We start from the raw sequence: 22,959 nt of genomic DNA, 5'->3' as shown, positions 1-22,959 counted from the left end.
ACCGGATTCCCCGGCACCGAGGAGCGTGCTCGACCTTCTCAGGTCGCTTGCCAGGTGTATTCGGGCTCATAGCGGTCGGCGGGCACGACCATGCCGTTGAGCCCCAGGACCTGCTGGCCCAGCGGTGCACGCACAGCACCATCGCGCGACCCCTTGCTGCGATCCCGGAGTTCACTGCCGCAGCGGACGGATCGGGGGCGCGCTACGGCTCGTCCAACTAATATCGAAGTTGACTTATACTTCCTCTCGCTTATACTTGCGATGTGCACGCGTTCGACGTTCTCGGTGACCCTGTCCGGAGACGCATCCTCGAGCTGCTGGCCAACGGCGAGATGTCAGCGGGCGATGTCGTCCGCGTGGTCGGCGAAGAGTTCGGGATCAGCCAGCCGGCGGTGTCCCAGCACCTCAAGGTGCTCAGGGAGGCGGGGTTCGCGGACATGCGGACCGAGGGGACCCGTCGGGTGTACTCACTGGACCCGACGCCGCTTCGCAGCGTCGACGAGTGGCTGGATCCGTTCCGGCGATTCTGGGAGCCGCGCCTGGACGCACTCGCGACCGAGATCGCCCGCGGCAAGAAGACACGACGAGACAGCAACGCACCGGCTTCGACCAACGACGAGGAGCAACCATGACCCAGCCATCCGACCACCACATCATCGCCTCGCAACCCGACGAGGTGCGCCGCGAGCTCACCGTCAAACGCGACGAGAAGAAGCAGCACACAGTTCAGACCATCGGCCAGTCCTACCCGACCACGCTGGAGGACCTCTGGGAGGCCTGCACACAGGCCGACCGGCTCGAGCGCTGGTTCGCACCGGTCAGTGGTGACCTACAACTGGGAGGCCGCTACCACGTCGAGGGCAACGCCTCCGGCGAGGTCGTGGCCTGCGACCCACCGCGCTCATTCACGGTGACGTGGGAGAACGCCGGAGACTCCAGTCAGCTGGCTGTGCGCCTCACCCCAGAAGGGGACCGGGTGCGGCTCACCCTCGAGCACGAGCACACCGGCGACGCCGACTCAGAGTTCTGGACCCAGTTCGGCCCGGGCGCAACAGGGGTGGGCTGGGACCTCGCCCTGCTGGGCCTGGCGCTGCACCTGGTCGCTGGAAAGGACCGTCCGGACGATCCCAGTGCCTTCGCCCGGACCGGACCCGCTCAGCAGTTCATCCGCGCTGCAAGCGGGCGGTGGGCCGAGGCGTCGGTGCGCGCCGGAACACCGGAGGAAGACGCCACAGCGGCCGCGAACCGCACCACCGCCTTTTACCTGGGCGAAGAGCCCGCATGACTGACCCCAGATCGAGTGTCGTCGCACAGCGAACCAGTACTCGGAGTCCCTTCGTCACACGAGGTACAGGGAGGTTGAGGTGACCGAGACGATGGTGGCCGAGGTGATGGCCGAGCTGGCCGCGTTCGAGGACCCGAAGACTCGTGAGGCGAACGAGAAACACGGTTGCGCGCGCTGGCGAAGCAGCTGAACACGCAGCAGGAACTCGCGCGGCAACGAGGCCGACCGCGACGGAGACTTGTGCGACTCGTGCGGGCGAGCGATCCCAGCTTCCGTAGCCACTCGGAGCGGGGAGGAGCGCATGACGGGAAGGACACCTCCGCAACGGTGGCGTCCGCCGATGATCTGGCTCAGCAGCGTCAGCGCCGTCCACGTAGGTCGTGTTCGCAGCACCGGTCGAGGTCGGCGCAGGTTCGCGGATCAGCTTCGGGGAGGCCTCCACGAACCATTACTTAACATAATATAGATTATCGGCGAACTTCTGTGCTGGGGTTTTCGCTGGAGAGCGGTTTTCAGGGACCCGAGAGCTCGTAGTGAGCACGTGCACGTCGACGACACTGGTCGTTCCGACAGCGCCCGCAGGAGCCGACCGCGACGGCGCAGCCAGTCGGCATGTCGATCTTGGTGCAGCCTGCGGACTTGTCGATCTGGTTCGTCACCGTGATGAATCAGCACCGTCCTGGAGTCCTACGTCGCGCGACGCGGGCTGCTCGTCAACATCGTCTGTGATCACGTCATCGTCCCGAGACCGGGCCAAACCCTTGACCACATGACCCGCACTTCTCCCAGCGCCGTCCCGGCCGCCCCCACCCCTGACGGGTCCACCATCGCTATGTTTGGTGGATAACGCACATTATCCACCAACTTGCAGAGTGACAGCTGAACCGCGGGAACGCACGACTAGTCAACACACTGGCACCTCCCTGGAGGGGTCAGCGTCCGAGAGCCTCTGATCCATCCGTCGCCTGCCGGTCCGCCTCAAGACCACCGGCCAATAACGTCTTTCCCAGCTCATCGCCGCCGAACTCCCCCCGGGCCGGCTCAGTCCCGGGACGTTCAAGCCGGACTCCCCTACCCGGCGCTAGATCCGCCATTTGCGCTGGAATGTTCGACGCAGGGTCACCTTTCGCAGGTACGGCGTGAGTTTCCCGGGGACTGGAACGCGGTGGCTTCGTTGTGGCCTCTCGTGACTGCTCGGGAGCCGCTGATCGGGGTGCTCCTGGGGAAAGATCAGGGTCTTCCCGATCGGCGCGCGTGCTCTCCCGCGGTCCCGGTCAGTTCGCTGACATCGCCACGGTTGACGTCCACCCCCGCTTTCGACTGCTGCCCTCTCCGCATAGCCCGGACAATCCACAGGCCGCCAGTCCCGCCCTCGGTCTCCTTCGAGGCTCAGCGTTCGTCGTGGGTCCAGCCGAGCAGTCTTCGTGCCTTGGTGCAGTCGTAGAAACCGCTGTTGCCCGTGAGCGTTTGTCGGAGTGGGACTTCTGGCCAGTGTCGACGGGCGAGGTCGCCGGAGTCGGTGTCCATGACGGTGTCCGGGGCGACGAGTTGGAGGACTTCGTGGCCGTGCCAGTCCGTTTCGATGGCCAGTGCGCAGGCGCGTGCGCAGGCGTCCAGGCGGACGTATCCCCAGAGGTGGTTGATCAGTCGGGTGGGATCCGTGGCGTGTGCCTGGTTCGCGGCCGTGCGGCGGTCCGGGTTGGCTCCGTGGAGCCGCAGGCTGGTGATGCTCATGTGGGGGTGGCGCCGCACAGTGTTGTCGGCTTGGTGTTCGCCGATCCACTTCGACAGGCTGTAGGGATCCTCGTTGTAGGTGGGGTGTTGTTCGTCGACCGGGAAGTAGTCGTAGCGGGCGCGGCGGCTGAACGCTCCTCCGATCGCGTTGATGCTGGAGGCCAGGCACACTGTGGCGATGTCGTTTTCCGTGGCGGCCGTGAGCGCGTTGTAGCTGCCCACGACGTTGGTGTTGTGCACGGTGGTGGCGTGTTGGTGCAGTGGTGAGGCGATGCCGGCCAGGTGGACGAGGGCCTGACAGCCCTTCAGCGCGTCGCGGAGTGCGGGGTGGTCGCACACGTCGACCGTTCGGAAGTCGTCCGGTATCTCGGTGTTGTCCCGGGGTGGGTGGCGGTCGATCGCGCGGACACTGTGGCCGCTGTGAGCCAGTCCGTTGACGACCGCGCTTCCGACTGCACCGCTGGCTCCGGTCACTGCCACCAGCAAGGTCGGCACCTTTCCGCCGGGGTCACTCGTGGTGTCGAAGCTCGTCCAGGTCCCATTTGTGGGGACGTATCGGTACCGGGACGTCCTCGCCGCGTTGTTGGGCGGCCAGGATAGTCGAGCGGGTGCGTCGCCACCACGTGGTCGTGCGGAGCAGTCCGAGCAGGAGGATCGCGGTGGGGGCCAGGAAGGCGATGCGGTAGCCGGTGATCGTGGAGGTGCTCGGGACGAGGTCCAGGACCAGCCCCATGGTCAGGACCGCGGTGGCGGTGGCGGTGTGTCCGGCGGTGTTGGCGATGCCGGTGGCGGTGCCGACGTGGTGCAGGGGGTTGTAGTCGCGGGCGAGGGCGAAGGCGATCGCCGAGACGGGGCCGCCGAGGGCGAACAGGAAGAACGCGGTTGCCACCACAGGTAGGGGTGGATGTCCGTCGGGCCAGGTCATCAGTGTGGTCAGGCATGCGGCCTCGACGGTGAGGTAGGTCAGCACGATCGGCATGCGGCCGGCGGGGCGGCGTCCGATGACCGTGCCGACGACGGGGCCGCCGAGGACCTGACCGATGATGAGCAGGCTGAGCACCATGCTCGCGGTGCTCGCGGGGATGCCCAGGCCGTCGGTGAGGTAGGGGTATCCCCACAGCAGGGACAGGGCGTTGGAGACGAACATCGTGGAGAAGTGCACCCAGAACGCCAGGCGGGTGCCGGGCACGGTCCAGACGGTGCGGAGGCGGTGCAGCAGGGCGGTCGATGGCTCGGTGCGGGGTTCGCCGTGGTGTGGGGGTGGGCCGTCGCGTACCAGCAGGGCCGAGGAGGCGGTGAAGCCGAGGGTGGTGATCCCGGCGAGCAGGAAGGTGGTGGTCCAGCCGAGTTGTCCCAGGGTCAGGGACAGGGGGAACGTCGCCGCCACGCCGCCCAGGGCACCCAGGGCCGAGGACAGGGTGGCTACCAGTGGGTACAGGCGGGCGGGGAAGTGCACGGCGACCAGGCGCAGAACGGCGACCCAGGTCATCGCGTCGCCGATGCCGAGGACGGCTCGTGCGGCCAGGCCCAGTGCGTAGGTGTCGGCGAGGGCGAACAGGGTTTGTCCGGCACCGAGGAGGGTGGCTGCGCCGATGAGTACGCGGCGTGGTCCGAATCGGTCGACGAGGACGCCGGTGGGGATTTGCATCGTGGCGTACAGGCCGACTTGCAGGACGGTGAAGGTGCTCAGGGCGGCGGGGCCGACGGTGAAGCGGTCCAGGGCCTGTGGCCCGGCGACGCCGAGGCTGCCGCGGTGGAACACGGCGGCGATGTAGACCACCACGGCGCTCCCCCAGATCAACCAGGCCCGGCGTGTCGGGTTGTCCAGGCGCACGGGTTCCTCCGGGGTCTCGGTCTGCTCGGGTGGTTTTACGGTACCCAGTCGCGGGGGGCGTCGGTGGTGGGGTGTTTCGGCTCGCGGTTGCCGGGTCGGTGGTGGGCCCGCATGCTGGGTTTTCCCGACACAAGGTGACGAAGGAGGCTCGGTATGGCTGTGTGCGAGGTTTGCGGCAACGACTACTGGATGAGCTTCGAGATCCACACGGTGGGTGGTCAGGTGCATGTCTTCGACTCGTTCGAATGCGCGGCCAATCGGTTGGCGCCGCAGTGTGAGCACTGTGGTTGCCGCATTCTCGGGCACGGGGTCGAGGACAGTGGTCGCTTCTTCTGCTGTGCGCACTGTGCCCGGCAGTCGGGGGCGTCGACGGCGGAGCAGCTGCGGGACGCGGTGGGAGCTCATCCGGGATGAGCTGGTGGATTCGGGGGTGGGAAATCGTGTGGGGGTGGTAACGGTGCGGTCGTCGGTGGCGATACAGCGGGTGCAGTGATCGATACTTCCTTTCCGAGGGTGCGGTGTGATGTGGCCGGCGGGGATACCGTGGCGGGGTCGCGTCGGGAGTGTCTCGGGGTGGGTGGTTTGGTCCTGCTGCCGGAAGCGTAGGGCTGCCGGTATTGGATTGGCTGGGCCTATCTCTGTAGAAAAAGTTGGAGGAAGACTCCCATGGCAGGTCTGGTTCGTTGGCTCGGCGGCATGTCCCGTGAGATGGAACGGGGGCGCGCGATGATGCGTCACCCGAAGCCGCGGGAGGTTGTCGTGGTTTCGGGCCGTGAGCAGGGCTGAACGGACTGCTCGTATCAGTCGTCGAAGTTTTGGGCTGAGCGTGGGTCAATCCCGGGGTCGAGGTCGGGTTCGCCGTACCGCCACACCGTGGTTCAACACAGGACAGCCACATTAAGCACGGTTTCGCCGATGCTGAAGTGGTGCCGTGGTCACACTCGTCAGGGTGCGGCCACGGCACGTTTTTTCGTTTATTCGTGCGGGGGTTCGTGTTTTCCCGCTCGGTGGGGGTTCACTCGGTCGGATTTTTTCCGATTGCGGGGTTTCGGGTGACGGTCGCGGCGCGGGAACGCAGGATTTCCTCGGCGTGGGTGACCATGTGGTGCACCGTGTGCGCGGCCGGGTGTATTTCGTGAATGAGGCCCGCGGCTTGTCCGGCCGTGACGTTGGCGATGTCGTAATCGCGTTCGGTCACCGCTTGTCGGTACTCGGCGGTGGCTTCGGTGCGGGTGGCTCGTAGTTCGTCCTCGGCGCCGTGCCAGCGGTCGACGAAGTCGTTGCGGAGGACGTTCATGGTGTGTCCGTGTGGCCAGGGGGTCCGCACGGTGTCGTAGATGGTGGTGCGGCAGGTGTCGGCGCCGTCGGCGGCGACGACGCGGTCCCGGGCCGGTGGGGTGCTCAGGGCTTCGGTGCTGGCGTAGAAGCGGGTGCCCACGAGGACGCCGTCGGCGCCGAGGGCCAGGGCCGCGGCGAGGCCGCGCCCGTCGGCGATGCCGCCCGCGGCCAGGACCACGGCCTCGGGTGCGTGGGTGGTGGTGGTGTCGACGACTTCGGGGACGAGGCTCAGGGTGGTTTGGGGGCCGTATCCGTGTCCGCCGGCTTCGGTTCCTTGGGCGACGATGATGTCGGCTCCGGCGTGGAGGGCTTGTTCGGCTTGGCGGCGGGTGTTGACCTGGCACATCAGCCGGGCGCCGGCGTCGTGGACGCGTGTCGCGAGGGGGGTCGGGTCGGTGAAGGACAGCATCACCGCCGCCGGTTCGTGGGCCAGGGCCTGGTCGAGCAGGTGCGGCCGGTCGGCCACCGACCAGGTGATGAAGCCGCACCCCACGCGGGTCGTGCCCGCGGCGGTGAATTCGCGGGCCAGCCAGTCGGGGTCGCCGTAGCCGCCGCCGATCATGCCGAGCCCTCCGGCGTCGGTGACCGCGGCCGCGAGTGCTCCGCCGGCGATGCCGTCCATCGGTGCTTGCACGATCGGGTGTTCGATGCCCAGCATTCGGTTCGCTCGGGTGGTGAGCGCCATGACCCCTACTCCCCTGCCCTGCTCGCTTGTCGTGATTTCCACGATGGCGGATCGGTGGGAGCGTGTCGCGGGGTCATGATCCGGGACACAGCGGACCGGGGGTTACTGCCGGGCTTCGGCGACGGCTTCGGCCACGGTGTCGCGGTCCTGGAATCTCTCGGTCAGGCCGGTCAGGTTCAGGAGTCTGCGCAGGTTGCCCTGTCCGATGACGACGTACATGCCGACGCCGCGCTGGTCGGCGCGGCGTTGGGCGTAAAGCAGCAGTTCCGCGCCGCAGCTGGCCACGAAGGAGACCTGGGACAGGTCCAGCACGAGTGCGCGCAGGACGGCGGCGGTGAGTCGTTGGCGGACGAGTTCGGTCAGGCGGGGCATGGCGGCCAGGTCGAGTTCGCCGGTGAGGCGGACGACGACGATGCCGATGCCGGGGCGCTGCACGGCCAGCCGGAGTGGCTGTCCGAGCAGCGGATTGCGGCGCCGCGGGGCCGTGTCGAGGACGTTGTCGGCGGCTTGGCGGGGTGGGATGATCGCGGCTGCGGTGTGGTCGTGGGGGGTGGCGGTGGTGGCCGCCTCGCCGCCGTGCGCGGGTTGATCCGCGGTGTCCGGAGGGATCACGGTACCTCCCCTGGGGCAGATCGCCCGGTTTCGGTCGCGGCTGGGGCTGCGTGGCTGCTGGTGGATCGCCACGGGGTTAAGGATGCCGCGCCGGGTGGCGGGGTGCTGGTCGTGGCTGTGTACTCAACCGCGTGTCCACCGTAAAAGCAGCTCGTCGCAGCAACAAGAGCTGCCGCGTTCGCGGTTCGGCGGGTCAGCGCGTGTCGGCCAGCATCGGGATGAGTCCTCCGGCGAGTACGGCGCGGACCTGCCGGGGGGACAGGCGGTGTCGTACTCGGTAGTTCTGATCGCGCGTGGTGTTGCGGACGGTGAGCTCGGTGTCCTGCGGCAGTGTCGTGTGGAGCTGGTCGCAGGTCAGCGTGTCGCCCTGTTCGATGTGGTCGTGGTCGGTTTCGTCGACGAATTCCAGGGGCAGGATTCCGAAGTTGATGAGGTTCTGCCAGTGGATCCTGGCGAAGGACTTGGCGATGACCAGGCGGAGTCCGAGGTGGCGTGGGGTGATCGCGGCGTGTTCGCGGGAGGACCCTTGCCCGTAGTTGTGTCCTCCGATGACGACGTGGCCGCTGGTTTGGCGGTGTTCGAGTGCGCGCTCGGGGTAGGTTTCGTCGAGTCGGGTGAAGGTGAATTCGGCCAGGGCCGGGATGTTGGAGCGCAGCGGGAGGGCGCGGGCACCGGCCGGGGAGATTTCGTCGGTGGAGACGTTGTCGCCGGTGGTGAGCAGGACGGGCAGCTGGAGCTGGTCGGGCAGGGCCGTGAATTCCGGGAGCGCCGAGATGTTGGGGCCCTTGACGGGTTCGGTCTCCCGTGCCTGGTCTTCCGGGAGGGGGGCCATGAGCATCGAGGTGTTGACCGAGGCGTTCTCGGGCAGGGCCAGTTTCGGGAAGGCCACGTCGTGGTCGGCGGCCCACTGCCGCGGGTCGGTGATCACGCCGGTCAGTGCCGAGGCCGTGGCGGTTTCCGGTGAGCACAGCCATACCGAGTCCTCGGGGGTGCCCGAGCGTCCCGGGAAGTTGCGGGGGAAGGTGCGCAGGGAGTTCTGCCCGACGGCGGGGGCCTGTCCCATGCCGATGCAGCCCATGCAGCCGGCTTGGTGGATGCGCCCTCCCGCTGAGATCAGGTCGAAGGTGGCTCCCATGCGGGTGAGGTCTTCCAGGATCTCCCGCGAGGTCGGGTTCACGTCGAAGCTGACCTCGTCGCTGGTCTGGCGTCCGCGGCCCATGGCGGCGGCGACGGCGAAGTCGCGGAGTCCGGGGTTGGCCGAGGAGCCGATCACGGTCTGGCTCACCTCCGTGCCGGCGACCTCGCTGACGGGAACGACCTTGTCCGGGGAGGAGGGTTGGGCGATCAGGGGCACGAGACCGGAGAGGTCGATCTCGTCGGTGGTGTCGTAGACGGCGTCGGTGTCGGCGGCCAGGGGTACGAAGTCCTGTTCGCGTCCTTCGGCGCGCAGGAAGTCGCGGACGGCGTCGTCGGCGGGGAACACGGTGGTGGTCGCGCCGAGTTCGGCGCCCATGTTGGCGATGACGTGGCGGTCCATGGCCGTGAGTTCGTCCAGGCCGGGGCCGTGGTACTCGATGATGCGGTTGGTGCCGCCCTTGACGCTGTGGCGCCGGAGCATCTCCAGGATGACGTCCTTGGCCGAGACCCAGTCGGGCAGTGACCCGGTCAGGCGCACTCCCCAGATTTCGGGCATCCGCACGCGCAGGGGTTCGCCGGCGATGGCCATGGCGACTTCGAGGCCGCCGACTCCGATGGCCAGCATGCCCAGGGAGCCTGCCGCGCAGGTGTGCGAGTCCGAGCCGACCATCGTCTTGCCGGGGATGCCGAAGCGCTGCATGTGGGTGGGGTGGGACACGCCGTTGCCGGGTTTGGAGAACCACAGGCCGTAGCGTTGGGCGGCCGAGCGCAGGAACGTGTGGTCTTCGGCGTTTTTCTCGTCGGTTTGCAGCAGGTTGTGATCGACGTACTGCACGCTGGCTTCGGTGCGGGCTCGGCGCAGCCCGAGCGCTTCCAGTTCCTGCATCACCAGGGTGCCGGTGGCGTCCTGGGTCAGGGTCTGGTCGATGGAGATCGCGACTTCCGAACCCGGTGTCATGTCGCCGTCGACCAAGTGGGAGGCGATGAGTTTGCGTGCCAGAGACCCCTGCTGTGTCATGCGCCTGATCGTCCTCTCTTCGCGGTGACATGGGGGGATTACCCATGTCGGGCGTCGTCGAAACGATCTCCGCCGCGGTGGGGCGCTACTGCTCGGCGCGGTGGGTGCGGCGCATCCAGATCAGTCCGCCGAGTTGGATCGCCAGTGCTCCGCTGGTCAGGGCCACCGCCGTGATCGCGAAGGGGGACCAGCCGCTGATCACGGCCACGGTCAGGGCCACGATCACGAACACCGCGGTGCGGACGGCCAGGATGGTCAGGTGGCGAGGGGTCACGTCATGCTCCTTGGGGTTCGGTCGGGGGTTCGGCTGGTTCGATGCGCAGGATCCGGCCTCGGCCGGTGGCCAGCTTTTCGGCGGCGGAGCCGCCGTTGACGGCCACGGCCAGCGCTCCGGCCGAGTCGGCCAGGACCAGTGGTTGCTGGTCGGCGACGTCGGCGAAGGTGGCCACCCGCTGTGCTCGGATCACGGCCTGGTCGGTGTGGATGTGCAACCACTGCCCCACCGGCCATCGCACGTCGGCGGCGTCGACGGCGAGTTGGAGGTTGCCGAAGTGGTCGATGGTGATCACTTCGGCGTGCACGCTGTCGCCGTCGACGTGGCGGTGGGGTTCGGGTGGGCGGCGGAGTTCGTCGAGGTCCAGGGGTGGTCCGGTCTCGGCGGGGTCGGTGCCTCGTGCCAGCCAGGCGGCCACCGGCGCGAAGATGTCCCGACCGTGGAAGGTGCGCGAGACCGCGGGCAGCCACCAGCGGGAGTCGGTCAGCTCGAAGGCCGCGCGGGCGCCTCCCAACGCGTCGGCGGCGGGGATCAGCACGCCGTTGTCCGGCCCGACCAGGGTTCCGCGGTCGGTGTCGACGACCACGCCGCGACGGTCGGTGCCCACTCCGGGGTCGACGACGACCAGGTGCACCGCTTCGGGGAGGTAGTTCACGGTGTGGGCGAGGACGGTGGCGGCGACCGTGATCGCCTGGGCGGGCACGGTGTGGGTGACGTCCAGGGTGCGGGCGTGGGGGGCGATGCGGGCGAGAACGCCGTGGCAGGCGGCCACGAAGCCGTCCTGGTGTCCGTAGTCGGTGGTCAGCGACACCCATCCGTATCCGGGTTGTTGCATCGGTACCTCCGTGGCTGTGCCGTGGCCGAGGACTTCTCCCGGCGGGAGAGCGTACTGGGCGAGTTCGGCCGGGCGCGGCGGGCGGTTGTTCAGCCGGGGATGCTGTGGGGGTGCTGGGGGGCTGCGTGGCGGCCGGTCGCGACGGTGTGGCCGGTGGCCCGGATGTCGAAGGAGAGCGCGTCGTCGTCGACGTCCACGACGACGCGGTGTCCGTCGGTGGCCGACCCGTCGAGCACCAGGGCGGCCAGGTGGTTGTCCAGTTCCCGTTGGATCACCCGCCGCAGCGGTCGCGCGCCGAACTCGGGTTCGTGGCCGCGTTCGGCCAACCAGCTCAGGGCGGCGTCGGTGACTTCCAGGTGCACTCCCTTGGCCAGCAGCTGGTCGTCGGTGCGGCGCAGCAGGAGCGAGGCGATCTCGCGGAGCTCGGCCGAGCCCAGGGCGTGGAAGACGATCACGTCGTCGATGCGGTTGATGAACTCGGGGCGGAAGTGGGCTCGCAGCTGGTCGAGGACTTCGACGGCGGCCTGGTCGCTGGTGGCGCCGGTGTTCAGGACGCGGTCGGCCCCGATGTTCGACGTCATGATCACCACGGTGTTGCGGAAGTCGACCAGGCGGCCCTGCGCGTCGGTCAGTCGGCCCGCGTCCAACAGCTGCAGCAGGGTGTTGAACACGTCCGGGTGGGCCTTTTCCACCTCGTCGAGCAGCACGACCGAATACGGTTGCCGCCGGACCTTGTCGGTGAGCTGGCCCGCCTCGCCGTAGCCGACGTAGCCGGGGGGTGCCCCGATCAGGCGGGAGACCGTGTGCTTTTCCTGGAACTCGCCCATGTCCAGGCGCACCATCCGGTCGGCGTCGCTGAACAGGGCGTGGGCCAGGGCGCGGGCCAGTTCGGTCTTGCCCACGCCGGTGGGGCCGAGGAACAGGAAGCTGCCGACGGGGCGCTCCGGGTCAGCCAGGCCGGCGCGGGCCCGGCGCACGGCTTCGGCCACCGAGCGCACCGCCGCCTCCTGGCCGATGACCCGTTTGGCCAGTTGGCGTTCCAGGTCCAGCAGGCGGTTGCGTTCCACGGCGGTCAGGTCGGCCACCGGGATGCCGGTGCGGCGGGAGACCACGTCGGCGACGTCGTCGGGTTCGACGACCAGCCGGGTGGGTTTTTCGGGGTGCTCGGCCGAGCCGCCGCGGCGGAAGCGCACTCGGGCGCACGCCTGGTCCACCAGGTCCACCGCTTTGTCCGGGAGGAACCGGTCGGTGAGGTAGCGCTGGGACAGGTTCGCCGCCGCCGACAGGGCTTGTTCGCTGATCCGCACCTGGTGGTGGCGTTGGTACCGGTCGCACAGGCCGTGCAGCACCGTGATCGTGTCCGACACCGAGGGCTCCGGCACCAGGATCGGTTGGAATCGGCGTTCCAGGGCGGGGTCTTTTTCGACGTGGCGGCGGTACTCCTCGACGGTGGTGGCCCCGATCAGGTGCACTTCGCCGCGGGCCAGGGCGGGTTTGAGCATCGTGCCCGCGTCCATGGTGCCATCGCCGCCGCCCGCGCCGACGAGGCTGTGGATCTCGTCGACGAAGACCACCACCTCGTCGCGGTGTCGGCGCAGCTCGCCCATCACGTCCTGGAAGCGTTGTTCGAACTCGCCGCGGTACTTCGATCCGGCGATCATGCCGGCCACGTCCAGGGCGATCACGCGTTTGCCCGCCAGCGGGGTGGGGACCTGCCGGCCGATGATGCGTTGGGCGAGTCCTTCCACGACCGCCGTCTTGCCCACGCCGGGGTCGCCGATGAGGACCGGGTTGTTCTTGGCCCGGCGCCCCAGCACCTCGATGGCCTGGTCGATCTGCTCGCCGCGGCCGATGACGGGGTCGAACTCGCCGGCGCGGGCGAGTTCGGTCATGTCCATGCCGAACTCGTCGAGTTTGGGGGTGGTGCTCGCCGGGGTCTCCGGGAACTCCGGGGCGGTGTCGCTGCCCTGGTCGCCCTGTTCGATGGCTCGGGCCAGGGCTCTGCCCGCCACCGAGTCGGCGTCGGTGGCCAGGCCGAGCAGGAGGTGGCGTGCTCGGACGGCGTCGGCGCCTTCGGTCAGTGCCTGGTGGTGCGCTCGCAGCAGGGCGCGTCGTGCCGCGCCGGAGAGGGTGGGTTTCTGGTGGTGTCCGGGCCCGCCGAGCACGGCCTCGCGGGTGCTCGCGGCGTCGCGGAGTCGTTGGGCCAGGGAGTCGACGTGCACGCCGGAATCGGCCAGCACCCGCGCTGTCGCGGCGGCCTGGGTCATCGCCCACAGCAGGTGGGTGCTGTCGAGTTCACCGCTGCCCCAGTCCACGGTGGCACGGATGGCCCGGGACACGGTGCCGTGGGCCTGTTCGTCGAGCAGGTTGCCCAGGGACAGTCCGGACTCGGTGTTCGTGTCGGTGCGGGCCCGGTCCAGGTCGCTGAGCAGCGAGTCGAAGGCGGCGGACGCGTCCCCGCTACTGCCCCCGTTCACCTCTGCGTACCTCCACAGCACCACTTCGACAACGACGTCGCGAGCACACCGCCGACACGGCTGCGTCTCGGTTCGACGCGCTTGTCAGCAGGATACTGACGTCGAGTTCGTCCCCACCGCCGAGGACGGGGATCCCGCTCGGCGGCCTTGCCACCGACGGAGGGTTCCCGATTCGCGGGCGTGGCCACCCGGGGGTCGACACGGGGTGCCCGCTCGCCAGTGCAGTGCCCGACTCGGCACCCGGGCCCGTCTCGGGCCAGCTTGATCATAACAACGCGCCGCCGCCGCGACCGACTCCGGGCGGCGCACTCGACACGGTGATCCACACCGGAGCCGGCGGCGGCGGTTTCACGCCTCAGTTCTCCGGGGACGCGGCCTGGGCCACTGCCTGCCTGAGGCGGTCGAGTTCGTCTCCGGCGTGGGCGAGCCGATCGGCCACCACGCTGGTGTGCCCGGACAGGGTGCCGCCGTGGCCGGCGGTGCGCATCCAGGCGGCCATGGCGGTCACGCCTTCGGCGAGGCCGCCCACGGTGGTGGCGAAACCGTCGGTGATGGCTTCGAGGTCGCCGATCGTGTGGACGAGGGCGGGGTCGGCCAGTCGCGTCGCCAACCGGGTGCTGGCCCGTCCGAGCTCGGTGGCGAGGTCGACGGAGACGGTGTGCTCGCCATCGGTGCCGGGCTGCGCATCGCGTCGGGCGCTTTCCCGCCGGCAGTGGTGAGGGGGGACGGATGTGCGATCGAAGCCTCCGGCAACCATAGCCTCTCACTTAACCGTATGCGCCGAGTGATTTTCACCTTCCCGCTCAAGAAACCACCCCAACGGGCGTGGGAAATCCGCTGTCCGGGTGAGGTCTTGGCCGTCGCGAGCACACCGAGTGCCGTGGCCGGAGAAGCCGTTGGCCCCCGCGTGCGGAGACCGTTCCTAGTAGGCCCGCCCGAAGACGACCCGCTTGTCGTAGTCCGCCGCCGCGCCGCACCGGACGCACGCGCCGGACTCGGCGTCGGCGTCGAGCGGAACGCACCGTGGTGTGGCGGCGGTGTGCGCCTTGATGTCGTCCTCGCACGCGGCGTTGCCGCAGTGGAACGCCCGCGCCCAGCCGGTGGAGACCGCTTCGGCGAAGGAGGTCCACTCGTCCACGGTGACCGTGTGCGCGTCGCGGAACCGGGTCGCGCGCCGGAGCAGGAACGCCTGGAACTCGTCGAGGACGGCCGGTACCCGCTCGGGCAGGGTCTCCAGCGGAACCGTCTCCTTGCCCTCATCCCCGACCCGGCGCACCAGCACCCCCGTACCGCTGTCGAGATCGCGCGGGCCGAGTTCGAGGCGGATCGGTACGCCCTTGAGCTCCCAGTCGTTGAACTTGAAGCCGGGAGACACCTGCGGGCGGGTGTCCACGTGCGTGCGGACGCCCGCCCGCCGCAGCCGCTCGGCGAGATCTCCGGCCTCCCGCTCGACGCGGGCGAGCGCGTCACCCTTGCCGATCGGGACGACGACCACCTGGTGGGGAGCCAGCCGGGGCGGGAGCACGAGGCCCCGGTCGTCGCCGTGGGTCAGCACCACACCGCCGACCATGCGGGTGCTCATGCCCCAGGACGTGGTGTGGCACAGGGTCGACCCGCCGTCCTCACCGGCGTAGGTGATGCCGAACGCCTCGGCGAAGTTCGTGGCCATGTAGTGCGACGTGCCCGCCTGCAGCGCGCGGCCGTCGCCCATCATGCCCTCGATGGTGAAGGTGCTCGCCGCGCCGGCGAACCGCTCGCCCGCCGTCTTCTCGCCCGCGATGACCGGCATCGCGGCGATGTCGCGGGCGACTTGCGAGTACATCTCCAGCGCCCACGTCGTCTCGCGCATGGCGCTGTCGGCGTCGGCGTGCGCGGTGTGTCCCTCCTGCCAGAGGAACTCGGTGGTGCGCAGGAACATCCGCGGGCGCATCTCCCAGCGCACCACGTTGGCCCACTGGTTGAGCAGCAGCGGCAGGTCGCGGTGGGAGGCGACCCACTTCGACATCATCTCGCCGATCACGGTCTCCGACGTCGGCCGGACCACGAGCGGCTCGTCGAGTTCCTTGCCCCCGGCGTGGGTCACCACGGCCAGTTCCGGGGAGAAGCCCTCGACGTGCTCGGCCTCCCGGGAAAGGTAGCTCTCCGGGATCAGCAGCGGGAAGGAGGCGTTCTCGTGACCGGTGTCCTTGATCCGGCGGTCCAGCTCCTCCTGGAGCAGTTCCCAGAGCCGGTATCCGTACGGCCGGATCACCATGGTGCCTTTCGCCGGCCCCCGGTCGACCAGACCGGCCTTGAACACCAGCTCGGTGTACCAGGACGCGAAGTCCTCGTTCTGCGCGGTGCCTCCGCGCGCATCCCGTGCCATGCTCCGGCAGGCTACCCGGCCTGGCCGGACCCGGCGGTGCACACCTGCGGCAGGATCGCTCACAGTGCGCTTTCGGGGGCGCGGACCGATCTAGCGGGAGATGCCCTCGAGTGCGTGGCGGTCCCAGGCGGCGTTGTCGGCGGCGGCCTCGTAACTGGTTTGCAGGAATTCCAGCAGGGCCCGTTCGGGATCGACCGCGGTGCGCACGGCCTCGTAGGGCAGCAGGAACTCGCCCAGATCGGGGTCGTGGAAAGCACCGGACGGGCCGACGGGGTGGGTGGCGAATCCGTCCGGCTCGGGATAGGCGTAGGAGTAGAACACGCCCTCACCGTCACCGCCGGGCCAGAATCCGCAGCTGGAGAGTTCGTGGGAGTAGCCCTCGACCATGACCCAGTCGCCGCAGTTGGGAACACCCCCGGGGTGTGGTGGAGCGGTGCGCCCGGAGAAGCGGGTGCAGGCCAGGTCCATGGCGCCCCAGAAGAAGTGCACCGGGCTGGCCTTACCGACGAACCGGGACCGAAACCGGCTCATGACCCGGTGGGCGGCCACCAGTTGCTTCCAGAACAGGTGGGCGTGCTCGGGAACGTAGGAGGCGTGCTCGGTGTCCTGGTCGAACGGGACGGCGCGTTCGACCTCGCGGGGCACGGTCCAGATCGACACGTCCAGGTCGAGCGTGTGGAGGGCGGCCATGGTCTCGGCGTGGAACTCCGCGACCGGCTTCGGTTCCAGGCGCACGTGCCGCTGGTCGCCGTCGCTGGAGCGGATCCGCAGCAGGTGGTCGCAGAAGTCGAATTCGATGTCGAACACGCGGCCGTCGTGGGGGATCGCCGACGTGGTCATCCCCCGGGCGGAGACGTACAGCGGAACCTGCCACCAGTGGTTGAGCATCGGTGCTCGGGCCAGCCGGATCTTGCCCACGATCTGGGTCCACATGTGCAGCGTGTCCCGGGTGTCGGTCCACTCGGCCACCCGCAGGGCCGGCCAGGTGGGCGAGGTTCCGGTTCGGGTTTCGGCGCGGGTCATCGGACAGGACCTCCGGGTGCTTTCGGCCGGATCGGTGTCGCATGCCGCGGATCATCCTCGTTGCCGGGTCGTGTCCGCGACGGTGACGTCCTCGTCGGGTCCCGGTACGCGCAGCGTGGGCAGCTCGCGTTCGATCTCGGCGCGGGTGGGTTCCAACCAGGGGGGCAGTTTCAGGGCTCGTCCCAGTTCCATCAGTGGCTCGTCGACGGTGAATCCGGGCGAGTCGGTGGCGATTTCCAGCAGCACCCCGCCCGGTTCGCGGAAGTAGATCGACTGGAAGTAGCGGCGATCCAGGATGGGGGTGACGTTGAGGCCCCGGTCGACGAGGGTGGTGCGCCAGGACGTCTGCTGGGTCTCGTCGGGGGTGCGCCAGGCGATGTGGTGGACCGTTCCTGCGGCCACCAGTCCTTGCGGGGCTTCCGGGCTGCACAGCAGGTCCACCATCGCACCGGAACCACCGTGGCCGGTGGTGAAGCGGAAGCGGGCGCTGGATTCGTGGAGCAGGCGAAACCCGAGCGTGTCGGTGAACAGCTCGGCGGTGTGCTCGTGACTGACCTCGGTCAGGGTGACCGAATGCAGTCCGCGGATGGCGTGTTCCGGGGGGATCGGGCCCTGGTTCCAGGGTGGACGCGGGTCGGATTCGGGTTGGGTGACGAGTTCGAGGGCCAGCCCGTCGGGGTCGTACACCGTCAGGGTTTCCTCGTCGCCGCGTGTGGCTGGCGCGCCCACGTGGGTGGCGAGTTCACGCAGGTGGTGCTGCCACCATCCCAGGGATCCCTGGGGGACCGAGAACGCCACCGTGGTGGTTTGCCCCGCGCCGCGACGGCCTCGTGGTGCGGAGGGCCACGGGAAGAAGGTGATCAGCGTGCCGGGTTGGCCGCTCTCGTCACCGAAGTAGAGGTGGTAGGTGTCCGGGGCGTCGAAGTTGACGGTCGTTTTGACCAGCCGCAGTCCCAGCACGGCGTGGTAGAAGTCGGCGTTGCGTTGGGGGTCGGTGGCGATGGCGGTCACGTGGTGCAACCCGGCGGGCGCGCTTGGCATGATCGGGTGGTCTCCCTGGGGGTCGAGTGCCTGCGGGCCAGCAGCGAAGCGGTGGGGCGTTTCCAGGGTTGCCCATCGGTGGGGCTGGCGCATCTCGTCATGCCGGCACCGGGTCCTGGCCGGTGTCGTGCACGCGTGACCGCGATGGTCAGTCGGAGGGGAACTCCTGCAGCAGGTTCAGGATCTCCTCGTCGGTGGTGGGTGAGAACCGGCGGTACCACTGCCCCACCGCGTGGAACGAACTCGGCTGGAGCACGCAGATCACCGAGTCGGCCTCCTCCTGGAGGGCCCGCACCGCGCCCGGGGCCCCCACGGGCACGGCCAGGAAGAGCCCCCGGGGTTCGGACTGGCGCACCCCGCGCAGTGCGGCTCGGGCGGTGGCGCCGGTGGCCAGCCCGTCGTCGACGAGGACGACGTCGCGTCCGGTCAGGGAGATCGGAGGGCCCTGTTGGTAGAGCTGTTCGCGGCGGCGGGCTTCGTCGCGTTCGCGGGAGCACTCGTCCTCGAGTTGCTCGGCGCTGGTGTGGAAGGCCGTCAGCAGTCGGGAGTCGTAGGTGGCCGGGCCCTCGGCGGTGACCGCGCCCAGGGCCAGCTCGGGTTGCCCGGGGGCCCCGATCTTGCGGGCCACGCTGACGCGCAGCCGCGCGCCGAGCGCCCGGGCCACCTCGGCGGCCACGGGTACTCCCCCGCGGGCGAGGCCGAACACCACGGGATCGCGCAGATCGGTCGGCAGGTGTTCGGCCAGCACTCGACCCGCGTGTTGCCGGTCGGTGAAGCCGTCCGCGAGCTGGTCGGACTGTGTGGGACTCGCCATGGCCGGGTCTCCTTCGTCGCGAGTGGCCTCGTCGGTGGTCTGCCCGACGCGGCCGTCGGACAAACCACCGCGTGGCCTCGCTTCAGGAGCGGAAGGACACCACGCGCAGGCTGCGCAACCGGTTGAGGGCTGCGGCGAGCTCGAAGCGACGGGGCACGGCGAAATCGCCCACGTAGCGGTCGTCGACGGCGGCGATGCCGCGCTTGGCGACTTCGGCGTCGAAGGCCTGCAGGATCTCGGCGACGGTGCGTCGCCCGTCGAGCAGGCCGGAACGGGTGCAGGTGACCAGGGCCAGGCCGATGCCGGTGACCTGACTCGGGTCGACGAGCTGCTCCACGGCCCGGAGTTCGACCGTGGACTCGCCCAGGGTCAGGGCGTCGGTGCCCCGCGAGCGCACCTTGGGGCGTTCGGTCTCGATCGAGCGGGGTCCCGGCACGCGCTGGCGGGGTGCGGGGAAGTCGGTGGCCTCGGCGTGGCGTCCGGTGGGGCGCTGGGCCAGGGCGCGGGCCTGATCGGTGACCTCGTGGGCGCGGTAGGCGTCCATCATCAGCACCCGGTCGGCGACGTCCATGTAGTCCCCGGAGCCGCCCATGACCATGATGGTGGACACGCCCTGCTGGTCGTGCAGGGGCCGGATGAGGTCCAGGAAGGGGGTCAGGGGTTCGGATTCCTTGGCCACCAGCGACTGCATCCGGGCGTCGCGGATCATCAGGTTGGTCGCGGCGGTGTCCTCGTCCAGCAGCAGCACGCTGGCGCCGGCTTCGACCGATTCGACGAGGGAAGCGGCCTGCGACGTCGAGCCCGAGGCGTTGTCGGTGGAGAAGTCGCTGGTGTCGGTTCCGGTGGGCAGGTGGCTGACGAAGGGGCTCACGTCCACGCGGTGCACCCGGCGCCCGTCCTCGGCGCGGACCTTGACCGTGTCGTCACGGCAGACCACCAGTTCCCGCCCGTCGCCGGGGATGTGGTCGTAGATGCCGTTTTCCAGGGCGCGCAGCAGTGTCGACTTGCCGTGGAACCCTCCGCCGACGATGAGGCTGATGCCCTCGGGCACGCCCATGCCGCTGACCCGGCCCCGGTGGGGCAGGTCGATGTCGACTCGCAGCGACTCGGGGGTGGTGAACGGCAACCCGTCGCTGAGGGGGCGGTCGTCGACGCCGCTGCGGCGTGGCAGGACGGAGCCGTCCGCGACGAAGGCGACGAGTCCGTGCTCGGGAAGGGCGCGGCGGAGCGCGTCGGTGTCCTCGACGGAGTCCACGAACTCCCGGACGCGGCGCTGGTCGGCGGTGGACCAGCGCAGGGCGGCCTCCACGGTCTCGGGCAGTTCCCGGCACAGGGCCTGTTCGGCTTGTTTGCCGTCGATCGTGCGGCCCTTGCCGGGCATGTCGATGCCCAGCCGCAGCACCACGGTGCCGTCGACGACCTGGCAGGAGCTGCGGTCCAGGACCTGCTGGTAACCGGCGTCCACGCGCAGCTTGCTGTCTTTGAGTCTGCGGTAGGCGGTGCGGACCAGGATGCCGGCCAGGGCGCGCGCCCGCACCGGGTTGGACCACAGGCCGGTGGGGAATCCCGCCGTGGCCGGGTCGACCCGCACCTCGCACCGGCTGGCCGGCGCGTAGGGATCGGGCTGGACCTTCTGCACGTCCAGAGTGAAGCCCTCGAAGGACCAGGTTCCCGTCAGTGACTTGTACCGGCCGTAGCTGGATCCGTGCATGCCCCGCAGTTGCTGGGCCAGGCCGGCCGCGTCGCGCTTTCCGGGGCCCTGCTTCGGACCACCGCGGCCCTGCCGGCCTCGGTCGTTGCCTGTGCGTTCACTCATCCCCCGACCAGTACCCCACGGCGGCGCGAATATCCAATCACGATCCCGCCGAGAGGTACAGCTCACGCGGCCGCCCCCCGGGGTCAGTCCGGCAGCACCTCCGGGGGGATGGGCTCGTCCTGGGCGATGGCCTCGAACATGCGCAGTGCCTGGTCGGTGTTCCACTTGATCGCCGACTGGCCGTCGACGGTGATGAACCGGGCGATGGGCACCGTGGTGGTCACGCCCTGCTTGCCGCTGATGTCTCCCATGGCCATCGCCAGCCACGCCAGGTTCCAGACGTGGTCGCTGCTGTCGACGAGGAACGTCTCCCCGGCTGCTGTGATCAGGGGGAACAGTCGGAACGGGTTGAGCAGGGTGGCCGGGCTGGAGGCCTTGTCGACCAGTGCTCCCAGAAACTTGCGTTGGTTCTCGATCCGCTGCAGGTCACCTTCGGCGAAGGCGCGGGTGCGCACGAACCCGAGCGCTTGGGCACCGTCGAGCTGTTGGCACCCGGCGGAGAGGTTCAAGCCCGCCTTGGGGTCGCGCAGCGGCTCGTCCAGGCACATCTCGACGCCGCTGACGGCGTCGACGAGGCCGGCGAAACCACCCAGGCCGATCTCGGCGTAGTGGTCGAGGTGCACCCCGGTGACCGTTTCCACGGTTCGCGCGAGCAGTCGTGGCCCGCCGAAGGAGAACGCCGCGTTGAGCTTGTTGGATCCGTGCCCGGGGATGGGAACCCAGGAGTCGCGGGGCAGGCTGATCAGCGACGGCTGGCCCCCGCCGGCGGGGATGTGGACCAGCATCATCGTGTCCGTGCGGCGTCCCCCGGCATCTCCGGCGGAGAGTTCCTCCCTGCGGGCGGGGTCCAGGCCCTGGCGGCTGTCCGACCCCACCAGCAGCCAGTTCGTGCCGGGGGTGTCGGCCACCCGTCCCGGATAGTCGGCCAGAGCCGGTGTGCGTTGCAGGGAGGTGTCGGTGTAGATCACCAGACCGGTCACCAGCAGCAGCACCACTGCCAGCGCGATGCCGATACGGCGCGGCCATCGGCGCTTCTTCTTGCGCCCGGAAGACCCGGAGCGCGGGGGCTCCCCGGTGGAGGGACGGTCCCGGCGCCGACCGGCGTGCTCGTCGGGTGAGGCCACGGAGCGTTGCGGTGTGGTCGGGGCGGTGGAAGACGAGCCCCGATAGTAGTCGTAGCCACCACCGTGGCTTTGCCGGCCCGATCGTGGCCGTCTCCGCCGAGCGGATTCACCCGCTGACCAGTCGCTCATGACCCTTCACACCCACGGAATCGACGTTCCGGTACGCCTGCCGTACCGGTCCTGCTGTGCGCAGCATCCCAGAAACCCGGGGGCGCGTCGCCCACCCTGTCGACATTGCCACCATCGGAGCAGCTCATGGCGTGAAAGTCACGCACGGTCGTCGTTCGACTCCGACGAGTCCTTGGGGGGAACGTTGGCGACGTCCTCCACGTGGAACAGGCGTGCGACGGGGACGTCGCTGCTGCTGTGCGCCGCGATCGACAGGGCGATGGTCACCGCCACCAGCTGGTAGACCTGCTCGGCCTGCGGGGTCCCTGAGTGCAGCACGTGGAGTCCGTAGACCACCGAGGCGAAGCCCTTCGGCCCGAACCAGGACGCGGCCAGCAGTTCGCGCCGCCGGAGCGCGCTGCCCAGCAGGGACACGCCCAGGCTCACCGGGCGCACCAGGATCAGCGTCAGCACCGCCACGACGTAGCCGGTGATCGCCACGTCGCCGAACAGGGTCGGGGTCAGCAGGGCCCCGAACACCAGCAGGGCGGCGAACTTGGCCAGTTCGGACAGCTGATCACCGAGTTGTTCGAAGGCCTGCTGGGAACGGGGGCTCATGCCGGCCAGCACGGCCCCGCCTACGAACGCGGCGAGGTAGGAGTTGACGTGGGTGAGGTCGCTGGCCGCGTAGATCGCGACACCGACGGCCAGCGGCCCCAGCGGCTGCAACCGGGGGGTGGCACCGAGCCGGGGAAGCCGAACCAGCCCTCCGGCCACCAGCGGGGCGAGTACCCCCAGTACCAGTCCCCCGGCCAGCTCGAGCAGCACCATCGGCACCGAGGTCGCCTCCCCCGCCACGGTGTGGCCGGTGCTGGCCAGCAGGATCAGCACCACGGGCAGGGCCAGCCCGTCGTTGAGGCCGCTTTCCACCGACAGCAGCCGGCGCAGCCGGTCCGGCACGTCCTTGCGTCCCACGATCGCCGAGGCGAAGACCGGGTCGGTGGGAGCCAGTACCGCGCCGACCAGCGCGGAGGCGGTCCAGTCCAGGTCGGTCAGGGTGTGCGTCAGCAGCGTGACCAACCCGAAGCTCAGCGGCATCCCGAAGCCCAGGGCGCGGGCGGGGGTCTTCCAGGTGGTGCCCGTGCCCGACAGCAGCCGCAGCTTGGTGCCGTCGGTGAACAGCACCGTGAACAGGGCGATGTCGGCGGCTGTCGAGACGATCGGGCTGTCCGGGGTCAGCGGGACCAGGCCCAGGCCGCCACCGCCGACCACCGCGCCGGCCAGCAGGAACAGCAGCGAGGTGGACAGTATCGTGCGCGCGGCCAGCCCCGAGACCAGTACCGACACCAGCAGGGACAGACCGAATACCAGGAGCAGGGTCATCGGCCCACCCTGCACGATCACGGTGAGACCGCGCATCGCGATGCCACGCCGCGCGG

General features: G+C 69.4%; 19 protein-coding genes. 3 read left to right on the top strand and 16 right to left on the bottom strand.

Going from position 1 to position 22,959, the window contains the following annotated elements:
• Window positions 1-263: 263 nt before the first annotated feature.
• Window positions 264-632: an ArsR/SmtB family transcription factor gene (locus FHX42_RS09845; RefSeq protein WP_182543923.1), complete on the top strand. Its 369-nt coding sequence runs from the start codon at window positions 264-266 to the stop codon at window positions 630-632.
• Complete coding sequence (locus FHX42_RS09840; RefSeq protein WP_182543922.1) at window positions 629-1,285, top strand: SRPBCC domain-containing protein; 657 nt, start codon at window positions 629-631, stop codon at window positions 1,283-1,285. Before FHX42_RS09845 ends, FHX42_RS09840 begins: the two co-directional genes overlap by 4 nt.
• A 1,389-nt stretch (window positions 1,286-2,674) precedes the next feature.
• On the opposite strand, the gene FHX42_RS09830 is transcribed toward FHX42_RS09840, so the two are convergent.
• On the bottom strand, window positions 2,675-3,499 hold the full coding sequence (locus FHX42_RS09830; protein ID WP_328796061.1) for an NAD-dependent epimerase/dehydratase family protein: 825 nt from the start codon (window positions 3,497-3,499) through the stop codon (window positions 2,675-2,677).
• Between the two features lie 28 nt (window positions 3,500-3,527).
• Window positions 3,528-4,853, bottom strand: coding sequence for an MFS transporter (locus tag FHX42_RS09825; RefSeq protein ID WP_328796020.1), 1,326 nt, complete (start codon window positions 4,851-4,853; stop codon window positions 3,528-3,530).
• 153 nt (window positions 4,854-5,006) lie between these two features.
• Here FHX42_RS09825 and FHX42_RS09820 point away from each other — a divergent pair, with 153 nt between their 5' ends.
• Complete coding sequence (locus FHX42_RS09820; protein ID WP_182543920.1) at window positions 5,007-5,267, top strand: Prokaryotic metallothionein; 261 nt, start codon at window positions 5,007-5,009, stop codon at window positions 5,265-5,267.
• A gap of 601 nt (window positions 5,268-5,868) precedes the next feature.
• On the opposite strand, the gene FHX42_RS09815 is transcribed toward FHX42_RS09820, so the two are convergent.
• The 14 genes from FHX42_RS09815 to FHX42_RS09750 form a co-directional block, all read right to left on the bottom strand.
• Window positions 5,869-6,876, bottom strand: a complete 1,008-nt coding sequence (locus tag FHX42_RS09815) for an NAD(P)H-dependent flavin oxidoreductase (RefSeq protein WP_182543919.1) — start codon at window positions 6,874-6,876, stop codon at window positions 5,869-5,871.
• A gap of 102 nt (window positions 6,877-6,978) precedes the next feature.
• The gene (locus FHX42_RS09810; protein WP_328796019.1) at window positions 6,979-7,488 is read right to left on the bottom strand and encodes an STAS domain-containing protein; all 510 of its coding nucleotides are present in this window, start codon (window positions 7,486-7,488) and stop codon (window positions 6,979-6,981) included.
• 193 nt (window positions 7,489-7,681) lie between these two features.
• On the bottom strand, window positions 7,682-9,643 hold the full coding sequence (locus FHX42_RS09805; RefSeq protein ID WP_182543918.1) for an aconitate hydratase: 1,962 nt from the start codon (window positions 9,641-9,643) through the stop codon (window positions 7,682-7,684).
• Between the two features lie 85 nt (window positions 9,644-9,728).
• Window positions 9,729-9,917: a hypothetical protein gene (locus FHX42_RS09800; protein WP_182543917.1), complete on the bottom strand. Its 189-nt coding sequence runs from the start codon at window positions 9,915-9,917 to the stop codon at window positions 9,729-9,731.
• Window position 9,918: 1 nt separating this feature from the next.
• Window positions 9,919-10,752: an SAM hydrolase/SAM-dependent halogenase family protein gene (locus FHX42_RS09795; protein WP_182543916.1), complete on the bottom strand. Its 834-nt coding sequence runs from the start codon at window positions 10,750-10,752 to the stop codon at window positions 9,919-9,921.
• An 89-nt stretch (window positions 10,753-10,841) separates the two neighbouring features.
• A complete protein-coding gene (locus FHX42_RS09790; protein WP_182543915.1) occupies window positions 10,842-13,229 on the bottom strand; it encodes an ATP-dependent Clp protease ATP-binding subunit in 2,388 nt (795 codons plus the stop codon).
• Between the two features lie 355 nt (window positions 13,230-13,584).
• Window positions 13,585-13,986, bottom strand: a complete 402-nt coding sequence (locus tag FHX42_RS09785) for a hypothetical protein (protein WP_182543914.1) — start codon at window positions 13,984-13,986, stop codon at window positions 13,585-13,587.
• A 165-nt stretch (window positions 13,987-14,151) separates the two neighbouring features.
• Complete coding sequence (gene proS, locus FHX42_RS09780) at window positions 14,152-15,594, bottom strand: proline--tRNA ligase (RefSeq protein WP_182543913.1); 1,443 nt, start codon at window positions 15,592-15,594, stop codon at window positions 14,152-14,154.
• A 90-nt stretch (window positions 15,595-15,684) separates the two neighbouring features.
• Window positions 15,685-16,617 carry a DUF5996 family protein gene (locus FHX42_RS09775; RefSeq protein WP_182543912.1) on the bottom strand — a complete coding sequence of 311 codons (933 nt, stop codon included), beginning with the start codon at window positions 16,615-16,617 and terminating at the stop codon, window positions 15,685-15,687.
• 51 nt (window positions 16,618-16,668) lie between these two features.
• Window positions 16,669-17,658 (bottom strand): ring-cleaving dioxygenase, encoded by a 990-nt coding sequence (locus tag FHX42_RS09770; protein WP_182543911.1) that lies wholly within the window; start codon window positions 17,656-17,658, stop codon window positions 16,669-16,671.
• 148 nt (window positions 17,659-17,806) lie between these two features.
• Entirely contained in the window at window positions 17,807-18,472 is a 666-nt protein-coding gene (locus FHX42_RS09765; protein ID WP_182543910.1) for a phosphoribosyltransferase, read from the bottom strand.
• Between the two features lie 82 nt (window positions 18,473-18,554).
• Window positions 18,555-20,288 (bottom strand): ABC-ATPase domain-containing protein, encoded by a 1,734-nt coding sequence (locus FHX42_RS09760; protein WP_182543909.1) that lies wholly within the window; start codon window positions 20,286-20,288, stop codon window positions 18,555-18,557.
• Between the two features lie 83 nt (window positions 20,289-20,371).
• The gene (locus tag FHX42_RS09755) at window positions 20,372-21,541 is read right to left on the bottom strand and encodes an LCP family protein (protein ID WP_182543908.1); all 1,170 of its coding nucleotides are present in this window, start codon (window positions 21,539-21,541) and stop codon (window positions 20,372-20,374) included.
• Window positions 21,542-21,679: 138 nt separating this feature from the next.
• Window positions 21,680-22,903: a cation:proton antiporter domain-containing protein gene (locus FHX42_RS09750; protein ID WP_182543907.1), complete on the bottom strand. Its 1,224-nt coding sequence runs from the start codon at window positions 22,901-22,903 to the stop codon at window positions 21,680-21,682.
• Window positions 22,904-22,959: the final 56 nt, after the last annotated feature.

This window comes from Halosaccharopolyspora lacisalsi (genome assembly GCF_014137975.1).
GTDB classification, from domain to species: Bacteria; Actinomycetota; Actinomycetes; order Mycobacteriales; family Pseudonocardiaceae; genus Halosaccharopolyspora; species Halosaccharopolyspora lacisalsi.
Note: the sequence above shows the minus strand (reverse complement) of the source record. Positions and strands in the feature narration are given on the sequence as shown.

Coding starts and splice junctions, on each gene's coding strand:
- FHX42_RS09840 (WP_182543922.1), top strand. CDS start 629: ATGACCCAGCCATCCGACCACCACATCATCGCCTCGCAACCCGACGAG.
- proS (WP_182543913.1), bottom strand. CDS start 15,594: ATGGCACGGGATGCGCGCGGAGGCACCGCGCAGAACGAGGACTTCGCG.
- FHX42_RS09805 (WP_182543918.1), bottom strand. CDS start 9,643: ATGACACAGCAGGGGTCTCTGGCACGCAAACTCATCGCCTCCCACTTG.
- FHX42_RS09770 (WP_182543911.1), bottom strand. CDS start 17,658: ATGCCAAGCGCGCCCGCCGGGTTGCACCACGTGACCGCCATCGCCACC.
- FHX42_RS09760 (WP_182543909.1), bottom strand. CDS start 20,288: ATGAGTGAACGCACAGGCAACGACCGAGGCCGGCAGGGCCGCGGTGGT.
- FHX42_RS09815 (WP_182543919.1), bottom strand. CDS start 6,876: ATGGCGCTCACCACCCGAGCGAACCGAATGCTGGGCATCGAACACCCG.
- FHX42_RS09820 (WP_182543920.1), top strand. CDS start 5,007: ATGGCTGTGTGCGAGGTTTGCGGCAACGACTACTGGATGAGCTTCGAG.
- FHX42_RS09765 (WP_182543910.1), bottom strand. CDS start 18,472: ATGGCGAGTCCCACACAGTCCGACCAGCTCGCGGACGGCTTCACCGAC.
- FHX42_RS09785 (WP_182543914.1), bottom strand. CDS start 13,986: ATGGTTGCCGGAGGCTTCGATCGCACATCCGTCCCCCCTCACCACTGC.
- FHX42_RS09775 (WP_182543912.1), bottom strand. CDS start 16,617: ATGACCCGCGCCGAAACCCGAACCGGAACCTCGCCCACCTGGCCGGCC.
- FHX42_RS09750 (WP_182543907.1), bottom strand. CDS start 22,903: ATGACCCTGCTCCTGGTATTCGGTCTGTCCCTGCTGGTGTCGGTACTG.
- FHX42_RS09755 (WP_182543908.1), bottom strand. CDS start 21,541: ATGAGCGACTGGTCAGCGGGTGAATCCGCTCGGCGGAGACGGCCACGA.
- FHX42_RS09795 (WP_182543916.1), bottom strand. CDS start 10,752: ATGCAACAACCCGGATACGGATGGGTGTCGCTGACCACCGACTACGGA.